Origin of the sequence: Massilia sp. TS11, assembly GCF_022012445.1 — a bacterium.
Lineage (GTDB): Bacteria > Pseudomonadota > Gammaproteobacteria > Burkholderiales > Burkholderiaceae_D > Telluria.
Window position 1 is genome coordinate 429,265 of sequence record NZ_JAKLTS010000002.1, and the last position, 20,543, is coordinate 449,807.

The window sequence follows — 20,543 nt, forward strand, 5'->3', positions numbered from 1 at the left end:
ATGTCGACATCCTCCTCGCCTTCTTTGCTGCGCCGCCGTCTGCTTCAGAGCGCGGGTGCGCTCGCCACCATCGGCTGGCCCGCCCTCGGCCGCGCCGCCGCCGATCCCTGGGTCCATGCCCAGAGCATCATCGACCAATTCGCCAAGCCCTTGGCTTTCCCGCCGCGTGATTTTGTGATCACCGATTTCGGCGCGCGCCCGTGTACGCTGGTGAAGGTGATGGGTGATGTCGAAATCAAGTATAAGGGCGAGATCGACACGCCGGCGCCGGGCAGTGCGGACGCCTGCCCCGCCATCCGTGCCGCGATCGAGGCGGCCAGTAAGGCTGGTGGCGGGCGCGTGCTGATCCCCAAGGGGAACTGGTACTGCAAGGGACCGATCGTGCTGCGCTCGCACGTGCATGTGCATCTGGCCGCCGGGGCCGAGATCTTCTTCAGCGCGAATCCGCGCGACTTCGCCCGCGACGGCGAGTTTGACTGCGGCCCGAATGGCAAGCTGGTGCTGTCGCGCTGGCAGGGGAACGACTGCCTGAATTTTTCGTCGATGGTGTATGCGCGCGGGCAGAAGCATATCGCCCTGACCGGCGAAGACTGGACCAGTGTGCTGAACGGCCAGGCCGGCGTGCCGTTCGAAGACGGCAGCGCGCCGGGCTGGTGGAGCATGAATCCGAAAGGCGCGCTGCCGGGTGCGCTGCATCAGGGTGTGCCCAATCCGGCCAATGCGGCCACGATCAGCGCCGTGGCGCCGGGGCTGGACGCGGCCACGGTGGCGCGCATCCAGGGCGAGGGCGCCAGGTGGCGCAGCGATGAGCGCTACCTGCCCGCACTGTCCGAGGCGGGTGTACCGGTGGCGCAGCGCGTGTTCGGCCTGGGCCATTATCTGCGCCCCTCGCTGATCGAGTTTGTCGATTGCGAGGACGTGCTCCTGCAGGGCTATCTGGCCAAGGCTTCGCCATTCTGGATACACCATCCGGTGCAGTCGCGCCGCGTGCACCTGTCGCGCGTGCGCATGGACAGCATCGGCCCCAATTCGGACGGCTTCGATCCGGAGTCCTGCGATACGCTGCTGGTTGACGGCTGCCTGTTTAACACCGGCGATGACTGCATCGCCATCAAGTCCGGTAAAAACCGCGATACCCAGTATGGCCCGACGCGCAATATGGTCATCCAGAACTGCGTGATGAATAGTGGCCACGGCGGTGTCACCCTCGGTAGCGAAATGGCGGCGGGGATCGAGCATGTCTACGCGCAGAACATCGAATTCCGCAACGCCTTCTGGGCCAGCAATCCGCTCTGGACCGCGATCCGCCTGAAGACGAATATGAACCGCGGCGGCTATCTGCGCCACTTCTATGCGCGCCAGCTTACCCTGCCCAATGGCGTGGATACGCGCGCCCACCCCTACAAACCGGGGGCGAATTCCTCGGTCACGGGCAAACCGGGTTCGATCGGCGGCGGCGCTGTGATCACCTTCGACTGCGACTACGCGCAGACCGACGACAGCGTGCGCACGCGGGTGCCGGCGGTGTCCGACGTCCATATCGCCCAGGTGAAGGTGGCGAATGTGAAGACGCCCGACGGCGAGTTCTCCTGCTATCAGGCGATTGCGATCATGGGGCCGGTGGCCAGCAGCTTCAATGGGCCGGCCGGCACCGCGGTGCCGCCGGTGACGAACGTGAGCATCAGCGATTCCGACTTCGGCCAGCCGCGCAATGCGGCCGAACCGGTCTATCTGCACAACGTCAAAGGGCTGGTGCTGCGTAATGTGCGCATCGGCGGCAAAGTCGTCAACGCCGAGCTGCAAGGCTAAGGAGGCCGTATGCGCCGCACGCTGCTGGTTCTGCTGTCGTCGCTGCTGTTGCTGGGCGCCGCGCCCCTGGCGCTGGCCCAGACCGAGGTCGAACGCTGGGGGACGGCCGAATTCACGCTCGCCGGTCCCGCTGCGGGCAGCCCCTTCATGGAGGTGCAGCTGCGGGCCGTTTTCCGCCAGGGCGCGCGCAGTCTGCAGGTGGAGGGCTTCTACGACGGCGACGGCCAGTACAAGCTGCGCTTCATGCCCGATACCGAGGGCGTATGGGAGTACGAGACCGAGAGTAATCGGCCCGAGCTCCATGGCCGGCGCGGCAGCCTGCGCGTGCGTGCCGCCAGCGCGGGCAACCATGGGCCGGTCGGCGTGCGCAATACCTACCACTTCGCCTATGCGGACGGCACGCCCTTCTGGCAGGTGGGTACCACCAGCTATGCCTGGACCCACCAGAGCGCGGCGCTGGAGGCGCAGACCCTGCAGACGCTCGCGCAATCGCCCTTCAACAAGCTGCGCATGGCGGTCTTCCCGAACCGCGACGACAAGGGCGGGCCGCCGCGCTTTCCCTTCGCCGGGCAGCCGCCCAAAGCCTGGGATCTGACGCGCTTTAATCCCGACTTCTTCCGCCACCTGGAACAGCGCGTGGCCGACCTGCGCGCGCTCGGCATCGAGGCCGATCTGATTCTGTTCCACCCTTACGACAAGGGCGAGTGGGGTTTCGACCGCCTGCCGCCCGAGGTCAACGAACGCTATCTGCGTTACGTGGTGGCGCGCCTGGCCGCCTACCGCAATGTGTGGTGGTCGATGGCGAACGAATTCGACTTCATGAAAGAGAAGACGATGCCGGAGTGGGACCGCTACTTCCAGATCGTGCAGGCCAGTGACCCTTACCAGCATCTGCGGTCGATCCACAATGGCCTGGCCTTCTACAATCACACCAAGCCCTGGGTCACGCATGTGAGTGTGCAAAGCGGCGCGATCGCCGCCGACTTCGAGCGCGCCGTGCTGCTGCGCGACGTGTACAACAAGCCGGTGGTGTATGACGAAGTCAAATACGAGGGCAACTTCACGCGCCGCTGGGGTCAGCTCAAGCCCGAGGAGATGGTGCTCCGCTTCTGGGAGGGCGCCATCGCCGGCACCTATGTCGGCCACAGCGAAACCTATCAGGACCCGGACGGTCTGGTGTGGCTGGCCAAGGGGGGCACGCTGCGCGGCGCCAGCCCGCCGCGCCTGGCCTTCTTCCGCCAGATTCTGAGCCAAAGCCCGGCGGAAGGGCTGGAGCCGATCGACAAATGGCAGGAGCATCCGTTCGCCGGAAAGCACGGCGAGTACTACCTTGGCTACTTCGGCACCCAGACACCCACGCGATGGCCGTTCGTGCTGTTCCGCGCCGGGCTGAAGGAGGGCATGCGCTTCCGCGCCGAGGTGATCGACACCTGGAATATGCGTATCACGCCGGTCGACGGCGTGTTCGAGCTCACCCGCCGCGACGACTATACCTTCGCCGACAAGGACGGTCGCGCCATCGCCTTGCCCGGCCGTCCCTACATGGCCATTCGTATTCAAAGGATTCCCTGATATGCGCCGTCTTCTGATCGCCGCCCTGTTGGCTGCCAGCCTCGATGCCGGCGCCGCCGTCATTGGGTACATGACGCCGCCCGAGCCTTTGACGGCAGCCCGCATCGCGCAGCTGCCCGCAGCCGAGCAGCAAGCGTGGCAGGTCTATCTGGCCCGCTCGCAGGCACGCATGGCTGCGGACAAGGCGGCGCTGGCTGCGGAGCGCGGCGCTGCGGAAGCTGTGCCGCCGCCGCCGGCGGGCCGCCCCGGCGAGGCCAGCATGCCGCTGCGCCGCCCCGCCAACTGGTATGCGTCGGCCGCGGCGCGCCACATCGCCGATAACATCGTCAGCTTCCAGACGCCGTCCGGCGGCTGGGGCAAGAATGTCGACCGCAGCGGCCCGCTGCGCCTGCCCGGCCAGCCCTATGTGTCGGCCGACAGCCTGCCGGCCGGTGTGGCTGGCCCCAAGCCCGAGGCCTGGTCCTTCGTCGGCACCATCGATAACGACGCCACGCTGACCGAGCTGCGCTTCCTGGCGCGCGTGCAGGCACAGGCGCCGGGCGCGGACGGCAATGCCTATCGCGCCAGCTTCGAGAAGGGCATGCGCTATCTGTTCGAGGCCCAGTATCCGAATGGCGGCTTCCCTCAGGTCTATCCGCTGCAGGGCGGCTACCACGATGCTATCACCTTCAATGACAATGCCATCGGCGGCGTGCTCGAACTGCTGTTGCTGGTGGCGCAGCGCAGCGGCGATTACGCCTTTGTGCCGCCGGCGCTGGCCGAGCAGGCGCGCAGCGCGGCCGAACGCACCCTGGCCATGGTGGTGGCGACCCAGATCCGGGTGGGCGGTGTGGCCACCGGCTGGTGCCAGCAGCACGACGCCCTGAGCCTGGCTCCGGTCGGCGCGCGTAACTTCGAGCCGCCCGCCATCGCCAGTCTGGAAAGCGCGGAACTGCTGTCCACGCTGATGCAGCTGCACGCGCCGTCGCCCGCCGTTGTCGCGGCCGTGCATGCGGGCGTGGCCTGGCTGCGCCAGGCAGCGCTGCGTGACATTGCCTGGGGCGCGGTGTCGGCGGAAGAGGGGCGCCAGATGCGCGCGGCCCCGGGCGCCGGCCCCTTGTGGGCGCGCCTGTATGCGATCGGCGATCTGCGCCCCGTGTTCGGCGACCGTGACCGCAGCATCCACGATCAGGTCAACGAGATCAGCCGCGAGCGCCGCAATGGCTACGGCTGGTATGGCACGGGCCCGGCGCGCACGCTGGAAGCCTATGCGCTGTGGGCGCCGCTGCATCCCTGATTTTGGTGTAAATCCTACAATCGGTTATCCTTACGCTCTTCCGATCAGCCGAACCTTCAGCGATGACCGACGCCACCGATTCCGAGATCAAAGCCAGCCGCTCCGCCTATGCCGATGGTCCGCGTCTGCTGGCCGATATCGGCGCCACCCACGCCCGCTTCGCGCTCGAAGTCGCGCCGAGTGTGCTGCGTGCCGTGCGCGTGCTCAAGTGCGACGAATTCGACGGCATCGTGTCCCTGCTGCGCGCCTACCTCGGCGACCATGGCGGCCTGCGTCTGAACCATGCGGCCTTCGCCCTGGCCAATCCGATCAGCGGCGACTACATCCGCATGACCAACCGCGCCTGGGAGTTTTCCACCGACGCGGTGCGGCGCGAGTTTGGTCTCAGCACCCTGCTGATCGTGAACGACTTTACGGCCCTGGCCATGTCGCTGCCGGCCCTGGGGCCGGACGATCTGATGCAGGTCGGCGGCGGCAGCGCCCAGCCGAACGCGGTGGTCGGCGTGCTCGGCCCGGGTACGGGCCTGGGCGTGTCCGGCCTGATTCCGACGGCCGATGGTTTCGTCACCCTCGGTTCGGAGGGCGGCCACACCAATTTCGGTCCCTGCGACGAGCGCGAATACGCGATCCTGCAGTACGCCTGGAAGCGCTACAACCACGTGTCGACCGAGCGCATCGTGTCCGGTCCCGGCATGGAGCTGGTCTACCTGGCCCTGGCCGAACGCAATGGCGTGCAGGTCAAGCCGCGCACGGCGCAGGAGATCGTCGAAGGCGGCCTGCAGGCCAAAGACCCGCTCTGCCTCGAAGTGCTCGAATGCTTCTGCGGCATGCTCGGTTCGGCCGCGGCCAATCTGGCCGTGACTCTGGGCGCCGTTGGCGGCATCTACATCGGCGCGGGCATCGTGCCGCGCATGGGCGAGTGGTTCCGCAGCTCGCCCTTCCGCGAGCGCTTTGAAGCCAAAGGCCGGTTCCATGACTACGTGGCCCAGATTCCGACCTTTGTGATTACCACGCCGAACCCCGCCTTTATCGGCGTGGCGGCCATCCTGTCCGAACACCTGCGCGGACGGACCGGATCGAACACCCTGATGGAGCGCGTGCGCCAGATTCAGAGCGAACTGTCGCCGGCCGAACTGCGCGTGGCGACCCTGGTGCTCGAACATCCGCGCAAGGTGCTCAACGAGCCGATCGCCGAAATCGCCCGCCTGGCCGACGTGTCGCAGCCGACCGTCATCCGCTTCTGCCGTTCGCTCGGCTTCTCGGGCCTGGCCGACTTCAAGCTCAAATTCGCCTCCAGCCTGACCGGCACCATCCCGGTGCGCCACAGCCAGGTGCGGGTATCGGACAGCACCCACGATCTGTCGGCCAAGGTGATCGACAATACCGTGTCGGCCATTCTGAAATTCCGCGACCAGCTCGATGTGAATGCGATCGACCGCGCCATCGGCCTGCTGCGCCGGGCCAAACGCATCGAGTTCTACGCGATGGGGAATTCGCGCGTGGTGGCGCTGGACGGCCAGCACAAGTTCTTCCGCTTCCGGATTCCGACCTCGTCCTACGGCGACTCGCACCTGTTCAAGCTGGCCGCCGAGCTGCTGCACGAAGGGGACGTGGTGATCGCCATTTCGACCTCGGGCCAGCTGCCCGATCTGCTCAATGCCGTCGACGCCGCGCGCGCAGCGGGCGCCGATGTCATCGCCATCACCAGCAGCAAATCACCGCTGGCGAAAAAGGCCACGGTCTGCCTGGCCGTTGATCACGCCGAGGACAGCACCACCTTCCTGTCGATGATTTCGCGGATTCTGCAGCTGCTCCTGATCGACATCATGGCGGTCGGCATCTCGGTCGACAGCCAGGGCGGCGACGCCCTGGGCGAGCGCGAGACCGAGGCGCGCCGCATGCTGATCTCGCACCTCGATATCTGAACCTCAGTCGCCGATGGCGGGCATGGCGCGCGGGATCGTATAGAGCTGCTGCTGGCGCCCGCCGATGAAGCGCGTGGCGCTGCCATCGAAGTAGGCATCTTCTTCCAGCATGATGCGGATCGCCTTGCCCCAGTCAGGCACCTGCGACTGCGCATTCAACTCGATCGAATAGGCCGTATGCGGGCGCATGGCGTAGTCGCCGCTGCCCGGCACGCCCTGCTGCATATCCCACATGCCGATCGTCGGTCCGGCCGCGTGGCCGTGGTAGCCGATCGGGTGGGTGTAGATGGTGGCACCGATGCCTTCGCTGCGCGCCTGCTGCAGGGCGGCCGACAGAATCTGGTTGCCGCTGCGGCCCGTACCGAACTGCCCGCGCAAAATGTCCTGCAGGCGGTTGGCCGCGCCAAAGGCCTTGACCAGGGATTCCGGCGCGCGCGTTTCGCCCGGCCGCAGCACGTAGGCATGCTGCTGCACGTCGGTGTTCAGGCGCAGATAGCTGATGCCGATGTCCACGTGCAGCAGGTCGCCCGGCTGGATCACATTGGCCTTGGGCCGGTTGGAGAAGGCCGTCAGGTGGTCGAATTGGGCCTTGTCGTCGCGCTGGACCGACACGGTCGGATGGAACCAGGTGTCATAGCCGCGCGCGCGGATGGTCTCGCGGAACCACCATTCGACGTCCTCGGTCGTGGTCACGCCCGGGGTGATCACCTGCTCGGAAAAGCCTTGCTCGATAATCTTGTGGGTGGCGTTGACCATCTGCGCGAAGATCGCCATCTCGCGCGCGGTGCGCGTTTCGAGCCAGCCCACGGCCAGCGGCTCGGCCGAGACGACGCGCTTGCGCGCCTCGGCGGGCAGGGCGCGCAGCAGTTCTTCGTGGTCGGTGTGGTCCAGGCCATCGGCATGGGCAAAGTCGCGCGAGACATTGATGCCGATCTTACGCGGCTGGCGCGCGGCCACGATGCTGGCCAGGGCCTGCCACTGGTCGGGCTGTTTTTCCGGGTCCCACGCGGCCTGAATCGCCGTGCCGACGTTGTAACGGGCGACCGCCATGCGCTCCATCTTGCCGCTGGCCGGATCGCGATAGAACACCAGGATCGTGCGGCGCCGCGCGCTGAGCCACTCGGCCGGCAGCATGGTGCGCAGCACCGGATCCTCGTTGTACTCGCGCGAGACGAGGATCCACATATCGATACCGCTGCGTTCCATCAGGCCGGGCAGCACGGTCTCCATGCGTTCGGCCAGCACTTCATTGATCACGCGCGCCTGTTCGCGCAGCGGCAGGACCTGGGCACTGGCGCTGGCGCCAAAGGCCAGCAGCACAGCAAGGGCAAGGGCTTTCATGTCGGGCTCCGGTTACTCGACGAAGACGACGGCGGTGCGCGCCGGGATCGTGAAGCGGCCCGTGGCTTGCTCGTAGCGCGCCTGACGTACGCGCGCATCGGCGCGCTGGGCTGGATGCAGGCGGTAGGCTTTGCCGGCCAGTTCGCCAATCTCCAGCGTGTGCGCCGTCTTGTCGACGTTAATGAAATAGCTGATGCGCGCATAGTGTGCACCAGGATAGCCCCGGCCGTCGAGCGTGGCGGCGATGACCGTGGCTTCCTGTTGCGGCCCGGTGTTATGAAAGCGCAGGCGCCGGGTGATCTCGTCGGCCGTGCGCAGGCGGAACAGGGTGCTGCTGGCGCGGATCGCCAGCAGGTCGCGGAAGACGTCGCGCGCAAAGGCGATATCGGCCGGCGCGGGCCGGATCTGCGCCTGCGTCAGCAGGGGACGCAGCAGCGGCCAGTCCTTGCCGTTGTCGTCGTGCTGGGGCAGGCCGCTGCCGAAGTAATTCGTACGGTAGCTCCAGTCGATGCGGTTGAACCAGTCGCCCGAGTTGAAGCTGTTGCGGTCGAGGGACTTGGAGCGCAGCGTGTCGATCCCGGCATGGAAGTAGGCCACGCCCTGGCTGAAGGCATTGATGGCCATGCCCAGCGCCTGCACGCGCGCGCGCTCGCTGGCCGGGGTGGCCAGCGGCAGCTTGATGGCGTTGATGTCGTACAGGGTCTGGTTGTCGTGGTTTTCGACGTAGTTGACGGCTTCGCCCGGGGCGCTGGCAAAGCCGGCCGGCTGGCCCGCGTAGTCGATCTGCTCGAGCCGTTTGGCGGCGCCCGTGTAGGTCGTCAGCGGGTAGCTGCGCACGGTGCCGGCCAGGCCCACGCGCACCAGATCGGCCGCCTGCAGCAGGGCCGCGCGCCCGGCCTGGCTGTAGCCATTGGGGTCGTAGCCGAGGCCATTGATATAGCCCTGGCGCTCGAACATGCTGCGGCCGCTGTCGCCAGCGCCGCCGCCGCGCACGGCATCGCGTGCGCGGTCGCTGAAGCTGCCGATGCCGGAGCCGTTCAGGCTCAGTTGGGAGGCCTGCTCGAAGCGGCGGCCGTCGGCCACTTCGCCGAAATTCCAGCCTTCGCCAATCAGCTGCACCGGCCGCCCGGCGGCCTGGTTGACGCGCGCCTGCAGGGCCTCCATCGCCGCACGCGGCTGGTGGCCCATCAGGTCGAAGCGGAAGGAGTCGATGCGGTAGGCCTTGGCCCAAAGCGCCACCGAGTCGATCATCAGGCGCGCCATCATGCGGTTTTCGGTGGCGGTGTTGTCGCAGCAGGTCGAGCGCTCGATGGCGCCGGCCGCGTTCAGACGGTGGTAGTAGCCGGGAACGATGCGGTCGAGGATGGATTTGGGATCCTGCCCGGCGATGAAGGTGTGGTTGTAGACCACGTCCATCCCCACGCGCAGGCCGGCCTGGTGCAGGGCCTGGACCATGGCGCGCAGTTCACGGATGCGGCGCGCGCCGTCCATCGGGTCGCTCGCATAGCTGCCCTCGGGGGCCGAGTAGAGCACCGGGTCGTAGCCCCAGTTGAAGCAATCGCGCTCGCGCACCAGCTGGCTGATGGCCTGCTGCTGTTCGCCGTCGGCCGGGCCGTGCGGAGTTGGCGTCACGCAGCGCGCTTCGGGCACACTGCCGAAGTCGAAGATCGGCAGCAGGTGGATGTCGGTCAGGCCGGCCTGGCGCAGGGCGCGCAGGTGGCGCATGCCGTTCGAGGCGGTGTCCGTGAAGGCCAGGTATTTGCCGCGGTGCGCTTCTGGTACGCTCGGATCGTTGATCGAGAAGTCGCGCACGTGCAGCTCGTAGATGGCCATGTCGGTGTTGTGGTGCACGCTATCCGGCGCGCGCTGCTGGTCCCAGCCGGCCGGTTTGAGCGCCGGCGCGTCCAGATCGGCGATGTAGGCGCGCGCCGAATCGGCGCTGGCGCTGACGGCATACGGGTCCGGCACCAGATTGCGCACCAGGCCCACGCCGTCGACCACCACCTCCACCTGGTACAGGTAGTACTTGCCGCTCAGGTTATGTCGGGACTCGGCCTGCCACACGCCGCTGGCACTGTCGCGCACCATCGGCAGGCGCGCGCTGGCCGCGCTGCTGCCGCTGTCGTACACGCACAGGTGCACGGCGCGCGCGGTCGGCGCCCACACGGCGAAGCGGGTGCCGTTCGGGCCGGGCTGGGCGCCGAGCGGGGCATCGGTGGCGAACAGGGCGTCGAGCGCCCCGGCCGCCTGGATGCGGGTGGCGGCGGCCACCTTGCCGTCCACCTCCTGCACCAGCACCAGCTGGCCGCGGTGCAGGCTGCGCATGTCGGCGTCGGCCGGCACGGCGTACACGGGGCCCGCTTCCAGATAGCGCCAGCGTGCATTGGTGTCCGCTTGGGCCGGCTGCAGGACGATGCGGCCAGCCGCACCACTGACGCTGCCGCCCGGCGGCGCCTGGATGCCGCCCTCGGGCGCGTAGTACAGCGCGACCTGGCCGCGGCCGTCGAGGCCTGGCCACTGCAGATGCTGGCCATCGCGCCAGACCGCGCGAGCCGCCATCGCGCCGGGGGCGGCGCGCAGCACCGTCTCGAACGGGGCATCGCAGCTGCTGGTGTCCTGCGCCGCGCAGGTCAGGGGCGCCGCGAAGGCGCAGGCAAGGGCAAGGGCGGAACGCAGGACAACAGGCATGGACGGTTTTTCCTCAGGGTGTGGCAGCGTCGCCGCTGCGGTAGTTGTCCACCATCGGGTACTTGCGCGCGTACAGGGCGAAGGCCAGCGCGGCCAGCAGGGCGAAGGCGGCGAAGAAGTACATCTGGAAGGCCATCACGCCGTAGCCGCTGGCCTTGATGGTGTTGATGACGGTGTCGTTCTTGACGCTGGCGTTCACCACCAGCACCCACAGGCCGCCGACCGTCACAGTCAGGTTAAAGAAGGACATGATGGCGCCCTTCATCGAGGCGGGCGCCTGCGAGTAGGCGAATTCCAGACCGGTGGCGGAGACCAGCACTTCGCCGAAGGTCAGGATCACATAGGGCAGGATCTGCCAGGCCATCGACACCGGCACGCCGCTGTCCATCTCGACCTGGATGGTACCGACCACAATCCACGACAGGCCGGTGAAGGCGATGCCCGCGCCCATGCGCCGCAGCGGCGTCGGTTCGATGCCGATGCGGCGCAGGAAGGGGAACAGCACCAGATTATTAAACGGGATGATCAGCATGACCAGGGCCGGATTCAGGGCCTGCATCTGGGCCGGCAGGAAGGTATAGGTCTCGCCCAGCCACTGGAAGGAGAAGGGCACCATCGCATTGGCCTGCACGATCCAGGTCGAGGCCTTCTGGTCGAACAGGGACCAGAAGGGCGTGACCAGGGCGAAGATGATCAGGGTGCGCAGCACGGCGCGCACGCCGTCGACCGCCTCGTCCGGATGCTGGCCGCGCGCGCGTTCGAGCTGCATGGCCGCACCGGTACCGCCAAAGGCCAGCACCAGCACCAGCGCACCGCAGGCGCCGATCACGAAGTCGGTGCGCAGTCCCTGGATGAAGGAGGCCAGGGCCAGTACGGCGCCGGTCACGGCCACCGCCAGACCGGGACGGCCCTGGCCCGGCGCGCGCGCCAGCAGGGCGGTGCGCACCACGCGCGTGAACGAATCGGGATTGGACGCGGCCGGCGGCACGTGCACGTATTTTTTACGGCCCATCCAGAAGAACAGGGTCGCCATGCCCATCAGGATGCCGGGGATGGCGAAGGCCACACCGGCCCCGTAGTTCTTGAGGAAGACCGGCATCAGCAGCGAGGCGAAGAAGGAGCCGAAGTTGATCGTCCAGTAGAAGCTGTCGTAGACCGCGTTGGCGCGGTGCTTGTTGGTCTGGTCGAACTGGTCGCCCATGAAGGAGGCGACCAGGGGCTTGATGCCGCCGGAGCCGAGCGCAATCAGAAACAGGCCGAAGTAGAAGCCCTGCAGCTGGTTCTCGAAGATGGCCAGACAGGCGTGGCCGATGCAGTAGATGACGCTGAACCAGAGCACGGTCCGGTATTTGCCGAAGAAGCGGTCGGCCAGCCAGCCGCCCAGCAGCGGGAAGAAGTAGACCCCGATCACAAAGGTGTGGAAGGTGTGCTTGGCCTCGCCCACGCGCTCGGATTCGGGCAGGAACAGCAGCAGGGTGCTGATCAGGAAAGGCGTGAGGATGTTGCGCATGCCGTAAAAGCTGAAACGCTCGCAGGCTTCGTTGGCAATGATGAAGGGAATCTGGCGCGGGAGCTTGCCTTGGGTGCTGCTGTGGTCGGACATCGTTTACCCCTGTTTTTCGTTGTGTCGCGATGCTAAGGCTTCATGCAGCAAGTGGCAAACGGCAATGTTTATTCCGAACAGGATGGGCATCCTGCCACAAGTCGCCGAAAATGTGTAGTTTGCCTACGTAAAGCGCTGCGCCTTGCGCCGTGTATTACTTGTAAGTATTTGATTTTTAGAAGAATCACGCGCTTGCGTATTCGTCGGTGCACCATTGTCAGCGGCGCCCAGTCCCTGTATATTCTCTACAAAAATCAAAAGAGGGAGACGCATGAACGCATCGGCCACCACCGCCTTTGCAGACGGGCCACGCCTGTTGGCCGACATCGGGGCGACCCATGCCCGCTTTGCCCTGCAGACCGCGCCCGGCAAATTTGAGGACGTGCGCGTGCTCAAATGCGACGACTTCGATGGCATCGTCTCCCTGCTCAAGCACTACCTGGCCGGCCATCGCGACCAGAAGCTGCACCACGCGGCCCTGGCCCTGGCCAATCCGATCCAGGGCGACGAGGTGCGCATGACCAATCGCGCCTGGGCCTTCTCCACCGACGCCGTGCGGCGTGAACTGGGCCTGCATACCCTGTTGATCGTGAATGACTTCACGGCGCTGGCGATGGCCCTGCCGCTCCTGAAACCCGAAGATGTGGTGCAGGTCGGCGCCGGCGCGCCGCAGCCGCAGGCGGTGATCGGCGTGCTCGGTCCCGGCACCGGGCTCGGTGTGTCGGGCGTGATTCCGACGGCCGATGGCTTTGTGACTCTCGGCTCCGAGGGCGGGCATATCAATTTCGGCCCGGCCGACGAGCGCGAATTCGCCATTCTCGAATACGCGTGGCGCCAGTGGTCGCACGTGTCCTACGAACGGCTGGTGTCCGGCCCGGGCATGGAGATCATCTACCGCGCCCTGGCCGAACGCGCGGGCCAGCAGGCGCCGGAGCGCGATTCGCCGGCCATCATCCAGGCGGCGCTGCAGGATGGCGATGCGCTCTGTCTGGAGGTACTCGAATGCTTTTGCGGGATGCTGGGCAGCGCGGCCGCGAATGTGGCCGTGACCCTGGGCGCGATGGGCGGCATTTTCATCGGCGGCGGCATCGTGCCGCGCATGGGCGAGTGGTTCGCGCGCTCGCCATTCCGCGCGCGCTTCGAGGCCAAGGGCCGCTTCTCGGACTATCTGGCGCAGATTCCCACCTATGTGATCACGACGCCGAATCCGGCTTTCTATGGCGTGGCCTCGATCCTGTCCGAACATCTGCGCGGGCGCAGCGGCGGTAACACGCTGATGGAGCGCATCACCCAGCTGCGCGCCGAACTGACCCCGGCCGAACAGCGCGTGGCCGCCCTGGTGCTCGAGCAGCCGCGCCTCGTGCTGAATGAACCGATCGCCGATATCGCGCGCCTGGCCGATGTGTCGCAGCCGACCGTGATCCGCTTCTGCCGCTCGCTCGGTTTCCAGGGCCTGGCCGACTTCAAGCTGAAGTTCGCGTCCAGCCTGACCGGTGCGATCCCGGTGCGTCACAGCCAGGTGCGCGTGTCGGACAGCACCCACGACCTGTCGGCCAAGGTGATCGACAACACGGTGTCGGCCATTCTGCAGTTCCGCGACCAGCTCGATGTGCGCGCCCTCGATCAGGCGATCCACCTGATCACCCATGCGCGCCGGGTGGAGTTCTACGCGATGGGGAACTCGCGCGTGGTGGCGCTGGACGGCCAGCACAAGTTCTTCCGCTTCCGGATTCCCACGTCTTCGTATGGCGACTCGCACCTGTTCGCGCTGGCGGCCGAACTGCTCAAGCCGGGCGATGTGGTGATCGCGATTTCGAATTCCGGCCGTCTGCCGGAGCTGCTCGAGGCGGTCGATGCGGCGCGCGCGGCCGGCGCCGACGTCATCGCCATCACCTCCAGCCACTCGCCGCTGGCGAAGAAGGCGAACGTGGTGCTGACCGTCGACCATGCCGAGGACAGTACCAGCTTCCTGTCGATGATTTCACGGATTCTGCAGCTGCTGCTGATCGATATTCTGGCGGTCGGCATCTCGGTCGAAAGCCTGAACGAGCAGCGCAGCGGGGCGCAGGCGGCCGATGGCGACGACTCGCGCCGCATGCTGATCTCCCACCTCGATTCCTGAAGCGTTCAGCCGCCGGTGGCGCGGTTGCTGGTCTGCTCGCCCGGTTTGCGCTCCTTGCGCCATTGGGCCAGCGTGAGCGGCTTCTCGGTGGCGAAGTCCATCACCAGGATGCTGCCGTCCTCGACGTCGACGAGGAAGTCCTCGAGCCGGCGCGCGGCGTCCGGCCCGTTCTCGGCAAAACTCAATTGATAGTAGCTGCGCCCGTCGATGCTGGTCGGCTTGGGGTCGAACTCGATGACGGCGCCGTGCAGGCGGCCGCCCGATTCCTTCTCGATGCGGTCGGCCCAGGCCTTGAGCTCGGGCAGGGCGCTGACCGCGGCGATGGCCTGGGCGCGCGTCGGCCGCGCCGCCAGCGCCGCGCTGGCGCGCGTGCTGGCGCTGGGTGGCGCCGAGGCGGGCGGCGTGGCCGCCGGCTGGCAGGCGGCCAGCAGGGCCGCCAGGGACATCGTCAGACCTGCGCGCTTCATGTTCGCCTCCCTATGGACTGAGCCAGATGGTAAGCCAAGCGCGCCCACAAATGAAGGCCTCAGTGGTGTTCGCGGTAATTGGTCTGCGCGCCCTTGGGCATGTAGTGGTAGGTGCGCACCTTGTATTCGACCGTGATGGCCGGGTTGGTCAGCAGGCGGATCATCTCGGCGCCGGCCAGCAGCGTGGGGCCGTAGCCGTGCAGGGCGTGCACGCTGGTCGGGCGATTGTAGTAGTAGGTCTGGTCGCTGGCGAAGGTGGTGCCGACGCAGGTGCCTTCCACCTGGCCCTGGGCGTTGATGCGCGCCGACAGGCCGTTCCAGCCCGCCTGGGCGATGGCGCCATAGGTGGTCGGACTGATCCAGCCCTCGTTGATGGCGTGCGCGATCACATAGGTGAACATCGCGCTGGCCGAGGTTTCGAGGTAGGAGTCGCTGCGGTCGATCATCTGGTGCCACAGGCCGGCGCCGGACTGGCGCTCGGCGATGCCCTTGATCGCCTTTTTCAGCTGGGCGAGCACCAGCGGGTAGCCGGGGTGCTCCTTGGGCAGCACGTCGAGCAGGTCGGACATGGCCAGCACCGCCCAGCCGTTCGAGCGCGCCCAGTAGAAGCGCGGCGCGTCCGGATGGTTGGCGTTCCAGCCGTGGGTGTAGAGGCCAAGCTGCTCGTTGAACAGATAGCGCGACAGGTTCAGCGCGTTCTTCACGGCGTCGTCGAAGTAGCGCTTGTCGCCGGTGGCGCGGCCGGTTTCGGCCAGCGCCGGGATGCCCATGTAGAAGTCGTCGCCCCACAGTGACCAGGCCTGCGGGCGGTTGCGCGCCAGCGTCCCGTCGGGCAGGCGCACCTGCTTGTTGGCCACCCAGTCCTGACAGGTGGCGATGATCGGCGCGAGGTCGGGGCCGATCTGCTGCAGACGCGCGCGCATCATGGCCGCGCACATGGAGCCGGCGTCGTCGAGCGAGCGCGGGTCGAGGAAGCGCGAGAAGCTGTTATTCCGTTCGAGCTTGAACTGCTGCTCCTGGCGCTGGAAGTAGGGGTACATCTGGCCGAAGAAATGGAGGTGGCGCTCGGTCATGGCCGTGAAGCTGGCCTGGCCGGTCACCTGGCGTGCCTTCATCAGACCCGCATGGACGACGCCCATTTCGTAGACCATGATGCCGAAGTCGCCCTTGGCCGGCTCGATGATGGCGTCCGCCACCGGGGTGCGCAGGTCGGTGATGGGCTGGCCGCTCTTCTTGCTGATGACGCGGGTCGGTGTCACGCTGTCCAGATAGGCGCGGATGCGCTCGAGCGAGGCCGTGATCTCGGCCACCTGGGGCAGCTTGTAGGGAATCGGATAGCTGCCTTCGCCCGCGTCATTGCTGCTCTTGTTGTCCGGGTTGCGGTAGGGCCCCTCGGCCCAGGTGCTGGCAGTGGTCAGGGCCAGCAGCGCGGCCAGCGAGAAGGTGAGTACGGGTTTCAAGGCAATCCTTTGCGGCGTGGTCGGAGCAGAGTGAAAAATTGGTAGACCAGATACTAAAGTGGTTAGACCACTTTATCAAGCTGCTTTGCAGCATCCGCATCAATGGAAGCCTGAAAAAAACAAAGCCCGCAAGGCCGGAGCCTTGCGGGCTGTTGCGGCTGGCCCCAAGCGGGGCCTGGGGCGCAGCGCAATTACATCATGCCGTCCATGCCACCCATGCCGCCCATACCGCCCATGCCACCCATACCGGCGGCCGGCTTGTCTTCGGCGATCTCGGAGACCATGCAGTCGGTGGTCAGCATCAGACCAGCGATCGAGGCGGCGTTCTGCAGAGCCGAACGGGTCACCTTGGCCGGGTCCAGCACGCCCATTTCCACCATGTCGCCATAGGTGTCGTTGGCGGCGTTGTAGCCGAAGTTGACGGAGTCGCCAGCCAGCACCTTGGCCACCACCACCGAGGGCTCGCCGCCGGCGTTGGAGACGATCATGCGCAGCGGCTCTTCCATGGCGCGCAGCACGATCTTGATGCCGGCGTCCTGGTCGGGGTTGTCACCCTTCAGGCTCAGCTTCGAGCGGGCGCGCAGCAGGGCCACGCCACCACCCGGGACGATGCCTTCTTCCACGGCAGCGCGGGTTGCGTGCAGGGCGTCTTCTACACGGGCTTTCTTCTCTTTCATTTCGACTTCGGTCGCAGCGCCGACCTTGATCACGGCCACACCGCCGGCCAGCTTGGCCACGCGTTCCTGCAGCTTTTCACGGTCGTAGTCCGAGGTCGCTTCTTCGATCTGCACGCGGATGTGCTTGACGCGGCCTTCGATGTCAGCGGCTTTGCCAGCACCGTCGATGATGATGGTGTTCTCTTTGCCCACTTCCACGCGCTTGGCTTGGCCCAGTTCAGCCAGGGTGACTTTTTCCAGGGTCAGGCCGACTTCTTCAGCGATCACGGCACCGCCGGTCAGGATGGCGATGTCTTCCAGCATGGCTTTGCGACGGTCGCCAAAGCCCGGGGCTTTCACGGCCACGGTCTTCAGGATGCCGCGGATGTTGTTGACCACCAGGGTGGCCAGGGCTTCGCCTTCGATGTCTTCAGCGATGATCAGCAGCGGGCGGCCGGCTTTGGCCACTTGCTCCAGCACCGGCAGCAGATCGCGGATGTTCGAGATCTTCTTGTCGCACAGCAGCACGAACGGGTTCTCGTGCACGGCCACTTGCTTGTCCGGGTTGTTGATGAAGTAGGGCGACAGGTAGCCGCGGTCGAACTGCATGCCTTCCACGATGTCCAGCTCGTCCTGCAGGGACTTGCCGTCTTCCACGGTGATCACGCCTTCCTTGCCGACCTTGTCCATGGCTTCAGCGATGCGCTCGCCGATCGAGGCGTCGCTGTTGGCCGAGATGGCGCCGACCTGGGCGATCTCTTTCGAGGTCGTGCAGGGCTTGGCGATCTTCTTCAGCTCTTCCACGGTGGCGGCCACGGCCTTGTCGATGCCGCGCTTCAGGTCCATCGGGTTCATGCCGGCGGCCACGAATTTCATGCCTTCGCGCACGATGGCCTGGGCCAGCACAGTGGCGGTGGTGGTGCCGTCGCCGGCGTTGTCGCTGGTTTTGGAAGCGACTTCTTTCACCATCTGGGCGCCCATGTTCATGAGCTTGTCTTTGAGTTCGATTTCTTTAGCGACCGAGACACCATCCTTGGTGACGGTCGGGGCGCCGAACGAGCGCTCCAGCACGACGTTGCGGCCTTTCGGGCCCAGGGTCACTTTCACTGCATTGGCGAGGATGTTCACGCCTTCAACCATCTTGGCGCGCGCTGCGTCGCCGAACACTACGTCTTTTGCTGCCATCTTGATGTTCTCCTAGTGGGGAATTCGATTACTGGGCCACCACGGCCATGATGTCTTCTTCGCGCATGACGAGCAGTTCCTCGCCATTGACCTTGACGGCCTGACCCGAATATTTACCGAACAGCACGCGGTCGCCGACTTTCACTTCCAGCGGACGCACGCTGCCGTTTTCCAGGATTTTGCCGTTGCCAACAGCCAGTACCTGACCCTGGTCCGGCTTCTCGGCGGCGGCATCGGGGATGATCAGGCCGGAGGCGGTTTTGGTTTCCTGGTCGAGGCGCTTCACGATCACGCGGTCGTGCAGGGGGCGAAGGTTCATACAAAACTCCTTGTCAATCAATGATTTGTGATTAGTTGGCAATATGTTGTTAGCACTCTCGCCTAACGAGTGCTAATTATAGGGACGGGTTCCGCGCTTTTCAAGGCATGCCGTTTGCGCGAGCGCAGGATCGGGGCCGGCCGGGTATGTTTAGGGGCATTACTCAGTCAATTGCGCACCGGACATGCTTCACAAGTGTTACAAATTGTGGGTTTTTGTGTGCATACACAAATTTATTTGTTCTAATAAGAACCTTACTGAGCAAAGGGGATGTTCATGCCGTGTGTTGTCTCCCGCATCTTTCTGGCTGGCGCCATGCTGGCCGGCCTCAGCGCTCCGGCGCTGGCCCTGCAGCCGGGCGCCGCGGCGCCGAATCTGGAGCTGGCGGCCGACAGCGGCCCGTTTCAGCTCGAGGCTTACCGCGGCAAGCTTGTGTATCTGGATTTCTGGGCCTCGTGGTGCGGCCCCTGCAAGCAGTCCTTCCCCTGGATGAATGCGATGCAGGCCAAGTACGCCGACAAGGGCCTGGTGGTGGTGGCCGTGAATGTCGACACGGCGCGCGCCGATGCGGAGCGCTTTCTGAAGGCGGTGCCGGCGCAATTCAAGATCGCCTACGATCCCAAGGGCCAGGCGGCCCAGCAATATGCGATCAAGGGCATGCCCAGTTCGATCCTGATCGGCCGCGACGGCAAGGTGCTGTCCGTGCATGCCGGTTTCAATCCCGGCGCGCGCGAGCAGCTCGAACGCGCGCTCGAAGCGGCACTCGGAGGCCAGCCATGAATCTGAAACGCACCCCGCTGGTCCTGGCCTTGGGCGCGGCCCTGGCCGGCTGCGGCACGCTGGAACCGGTCCAGCCCTGGCAGAAGGGCATCCTGTCCAAGCCCGAGATGCGCTTCGCCGGCGACCGTCTCGAGCAGACCTTCAATGAACACATCTACGCCAGCCGCGAGGGCGCCTCGGGCGGCAACGGCGCCAATGGCGGCGGCTGCGGCTGTTATTAAGGAGACGCGCGCATGAGCACAGCCACGCGCCTGATGGCCGCCGCCCTGGCCCTGTCGGCCCCCGTCCTGGCCCAGGCCGAAGCGGCGCCGGAGTCGGCCAGCATCGGCATCAAATACCTGAACTACCAGGACCGCCAGCCCGGGGTCGACCGCATCAAGGTCACCGCGCCCGCGGTCGACCTGCTGCTGCCGTTTGCCGGTAACTGGAGCTTCAATGCCTCGCACGTGGTCGACACGATTTCGGGCGCGTCGCCGGCCTACCATACCGAGGCCCTGAGCAAGCTCGAAGACAAGCGCCACGGCACCGACATCGGCCTGGCGCGCTACAGCGACAATGCCACCCTCAATCTCGGGCTGTCCTACTCGCAGGAGCACGACTACGTCTCGCGCGGCCTCTCGGCCGGCATCGCGCTCGAATCCGAGGACAAGAACACCACCTGGACCTACGGCGTCAACTACCTGCGCGACACCATCGATCCCTCGAACCACGTTGTCATCGGCGAGCGCAAACGCACGGTCGACCTGGCCGCCGGCGTGACCCAGGTGCTGACCCAGGCCGACATCGCCCAGGTGGTGCTCGGCTACTCGCGCGGACGCGGCTACTACTCCGATCCGTACAAGGTGTTCGACGAACGCCCGCAGGAGCGCGACCACTTCACCGTGCTGCTGCGCTGGAATCACCATATCAGCAGCCTGGGCGCCACCAGCCGCCTGGCCTACCGCTTCTATCGCGACACCTTCGGCATCCAGGCCCATACCGTCACGGCCGAATGGGTGCAGCCCTTCGGCGAAGGCTGGACCCTGACGCCGAGCGTGCGCCTGTACACCCAGACGGCGGCCGACTTCTACGTCGAGCACGACACGCGCATGGACCCGTTCCCGACCAATCCGCCGCCCGGAGCGCGCTACTACACGGAGGAGCAGCGCCTGTCGGCCTATGGCGGACGCACCTTCGGCTTCAAGCTGGCCAAGCAGGTGGGCGCCTGGACGCTCGACCTCAAGCTCGAGGACTACCGCCAGCGCGCCGCCTGGACCTGGTTCGGCAGCGGCAGCCGGAATCTGGCCCCGTTCAGCGCGCGCATGCTGCAGGCCGGCGCCAGCTACCAGTTCTAGGACCGC

The 20,543-nt window shown here is 66.1% G+C and carries 15 protein-coding genes; 8 read left to right on the forward strand and 7 right to left on the reverse strand.

Annotated features, from left to right (window positions below; all coding sequences use genetic code 11):
• The 4 genes from LZ005_RS05255 (at position 1) to LZ005_RS05270 (ending at position 6,582) form a co-directional block, all read left to right on the forward strand.
• Positions 1–1,809, forward strand: coding sequence for a glycoside hydrolase family 28 protein (locus LZ005_RS05255; RefSeq protein ID WP_237805391.1), 1,809 nt, complete (start codon positions 1–3; stop codon positions 1,807–1,809).
• Positions 1,810–1,818: 9 nt separating this feature from the next.
• Positions 1,819–3,381: a DUF5060 domain-containing protein gene (locus LZ005_RS05260; protein ID WP_237805392.1), complete on the forward strand. Its 1,563-nt coding sequence runs from the start codon at positions 1,819–1,821 to the stop codon at positions 3,379–3,381.
• A 1-nt stretch (position 3,382) separates the two neighbouring features.
• Entirely contained in the window at positions 3,383–4,657 is a 1,275-nt protein-coding gene (gene pelA, locus LZ005_RS05265; RefSeq protein ID WP_237805393.1) for a pectate lyase, read from the forward strand.
• A gap of 62 nt (positions 4,658–4,719) precedes the next feature.
• A complete protein-coding gene (locus LZ005_RS05270; protein ID WP_237805394.1) occupies positions 4,720–6,582 on the forward strand; it encodes a glucokinase in 1,863 nt (620 codons plus the stop codon).
• A 3-nt stretch (positions 6,583–6,585) separates the two neighbouring features.
• Here the strand turns inward: LZ005_RS05270 and LZ005_RS05275 are convergent, their stop codons facing one another.
• From LZ005_RS05275 to LZ005_RS05285, 3 genes are read right to left on the reverse strand one after another with little or no spacing between them, the layout of a single operon-like run.
• Positions 6,586–7,923 (reverse strand): M24 family metallopeptidase, encoded by a 1,338-nt coding sequence (locus tag LZ005_RS05275; protein WP_237805395.1) that lies wholly within the window; start codon positions 7,921–7,923, stop codon positions 6,586–6,588.
• Between the two features lie 12 nt (positions 7,924–7,935).
• Positions 7,936–10,611, reverse strand: coding sequence for an alpha-1,6-glucosidase domain-containing protein (locus tag LZ005_RS05280; RefSeq protein WP_237805396.1), 2,676 nt, complete (start codon positions 10,609–10,611; stop codon positions 7,936–7,938).
• Between the two features lie 13 nt (positions 10,612–10,624).
• The gene (locus LZ005_RS05285; protein ID WP_237805397.1) at positions 10,625–12,214 is read right to left on the reverse strand and encodes an oligopeptide:H+ symporter; all 1,590 of its coding nucleotides are present in this window, start codon (positions 12,212–12,214) and stop codon (positions 10,625–10,627) included.
• Positions 12,215–12,485: 271 nt separating this feature from the next.
• Here LZ005_RS05285 and LZ005_RS05290 point away from each other — a divergent pair, with 271 nt between their 5' ends.
• Positions 12,486–14,336, forward strand: a complete 1,851-nt coding sequence (locus LZ005_RS05290; RefSeq protein ID WP_237805399.1) for a glucokinase — start codon at positions 12,486–12,488, stop codon at positions 14,334–14,336.
• 5 nt (positions 14,337–14,341) lie between these two features.
• On the opposite strand, the gene LZ005_RS05295 is transcribed toward LZ005_RS05290, so the two are convergent.
• The 4 genes from LZ005_RS05295 to groES all read right to left on the reverse strand — a co-directional run bounded on the left by LZ005_RS05295 (position 14,342) and on the right by groES (position 18,423).
• Complete coding sequence (locus LZ005_RS05295) at positions 14,342–14,803, reverse strand: hypothetical protein (protein WP_237805401.1); 462 nt, start codon at positions 14,801–14,803, stop codon at positions 14,342–14,344.
• 59 nt (positions 14,804–14,862) lie between these two features.
• Complete coding sequence (locus tag LZ005_RS05300; RefSeq protein ID WP_237805403.1) at positions 14,863–16,263, reverse strand: glycoside hydrolase family 105 protein; 1,401 nt, start codon at positions 16,261–16,263, stop codon at positions 14,863–14,865.
• Positions 16,264–16,454: 191 nt separating this feature from the next.
• A complete protein-coding gene (gene groL / locus LZ005_RS05305; RefSeq protein ID WP_237805405.1) occupies positions 16,455–18,104 on the reverse strand; it encodes a chaperonin GroEL in 1,650 nt (549 codons plus the stop codon).
• 28 nt (positions 18,105–18,132) lie between these two features.
• Positions 18,133–18,423: a co-chaperone GroES gene (gene groES, locus LZ005_RS05310; RefSeq protein ID WP_237805407.1), complete on the reverse strand. Its 291-nt coding sequence runs from the start codon at positions 18,421–18,423 to the stop codon at positions 18,133–18,135.
• 276 nt (positions 18,424–18,699) lie between these two features.
• On the opposite strand from groES, the gene LZ005_RS05315 reads away from it, so the two are divergent.
• Genes LZ005_RS05315 through LZ005_RS05325 form a run of 3 tightly spaced genes read left to right on the forward strand, consistent with a single transcriptional unit; the run spans position 18,700 to position 20,537 of the window.
• On the forward strand, positions 18,700–19,203 hold the full coding sequence (locus LZ005_RS05315; RefSeq protein WP_237805409.1) for a TlpA disulfide reductase family protein: 504 nt from the start codon (positions 18,700–18,702) through the stop codon (positions 19,201–19,203).
• Positions 19,200–19,424: a DUF4266 domain-containing protein gene (locus LZ005_RS05320; RefSeq protein ID WP_237805411.1), complete on the forward strand. Its 225-nt coding sequence runs from the start codon at positions 19,200–19,202 to the stop codon at positions 19,422–19,424. The genes LZ005_RS05315 and LZ005_RS05320 overlap by 4 nt, the downstream gene beginning before the upstream one ends.
• A 12-nt stretch (positions 19,425–19,436) precedes the next feature.
• Positions 19,437–20,537 carry a DUF3570 domain-containing protein gene (locus LZ005_RS05325; RefSeq protein WP_237805413.1) on the forward strand — a complete coding sequence of 367 codons (1,101 nt, stop codon included), beginning with the start codon at positions 19,437–19,439 and terminating at the stop codon, positions 20,535–20,537.
• Positions 20,538–20,543: the final 6 nt, after the last annotated feature.

Bases quoted from the DNA above. Each gene is read 5' to 3' on its own strand.
- LZ005_RS05325 (WP_237805413.1), top strand. From the start codon at position 19,437: ATGAGCACAGCCACGCGCCTGATGGCCGCCGCCCTGGCCCTGTCGGCC.
- LZ005_RS05270 (WP_237805394.1), top strand. From the start codon at position 4,720: ATGACCGACGCCACCGATTCCGAGATCAAAGCCAGCCGCTCCGCCTAT.
- LZ005_RS05260 (WP_237805392.1), top strand. From the start codon at position 1,819: ATGCGCCGCACGCTGCTGGTTCTGCTGTCGTCGCTGCTGTTGCTGGGC.
- groL (WP_237805405.1), bottom strand. From the start codon at position 18,104: ATGGCAGCAAAAGACGTAGTGTTCGGCGACGCAGCGCGCGCCAAGATG.
- LZ005_RS05290 (WP_237805399.1), top strand. From the start codon at position 12,486: ATGAACGCATCGGCCACCACCGCCTTTGCAGACGGGCCACGCCTGTTG.
- LZ005_RS05295 (WP_237805401.1), bottom strand. From the start codon at position 14,803: ATGAAGCGCGCAGGTCTGACGATGTCCCTGGCGGCCCTGCTGGCCGCC.
- LZ005_RS05280 (WP_237805396.1), bottom strand. From the start codon at position 10,611: ATGCCTGTTGTCCTGCGTTCCGCCCTTGCCCTTGCCTGCGCCTTCGCG.
- pelA (WP_237805393.1), top strand. From the start codon at position 3,383: ATGCGCCGTCTTCTGATCGCCGCCCTGTTGGCTGCCAGCCTCGATGCC.
- LZ005_RS05285 (WP_237805397.1), bottom strand. From the start codon at position 12,214: ATGTCCGACCACAGCAGCACCCAAGGCAAGCTCCCGCGCCAGATTCCC.
- LZ005_RS05315 (WP_237805409.1), top strand. From the start codon at position 18,700: ATGCCGTGTGTTGTCTCCCGCATCTTTCTGGCTGGCGCCATGCTGGCC.
- LZ005_RS05275 (WP_237805395.1), bottom strand. From the start codon at position 7,923: ATGAAAGCCCTTGCCCTTGCTGTGCTGCTGGCCTTTGGCGCCAGCGCC.
- LZ005_RS05255 (WP_237805391.1), top strand. From the start codon at position 1: ATGTCGACATCCTCCTCGCCTTCTTTGCTGCGCCGCCGTCTGCTTCAG.
- LZ005_RS05320 (WP_237805411.1), top strand. From the start codon at position 19,200: ATGAATCTGAAACGCACCCCGCTGGTCCTGGCCTTGGGCGCGGCCCTG.
- groES (WP_237805407.1), bottom strand. From the start codon at position 18,423: ATGAACCTTCGCCCCCTGCACGACCGCGTGATCGTGAAGCGCCTCGAC.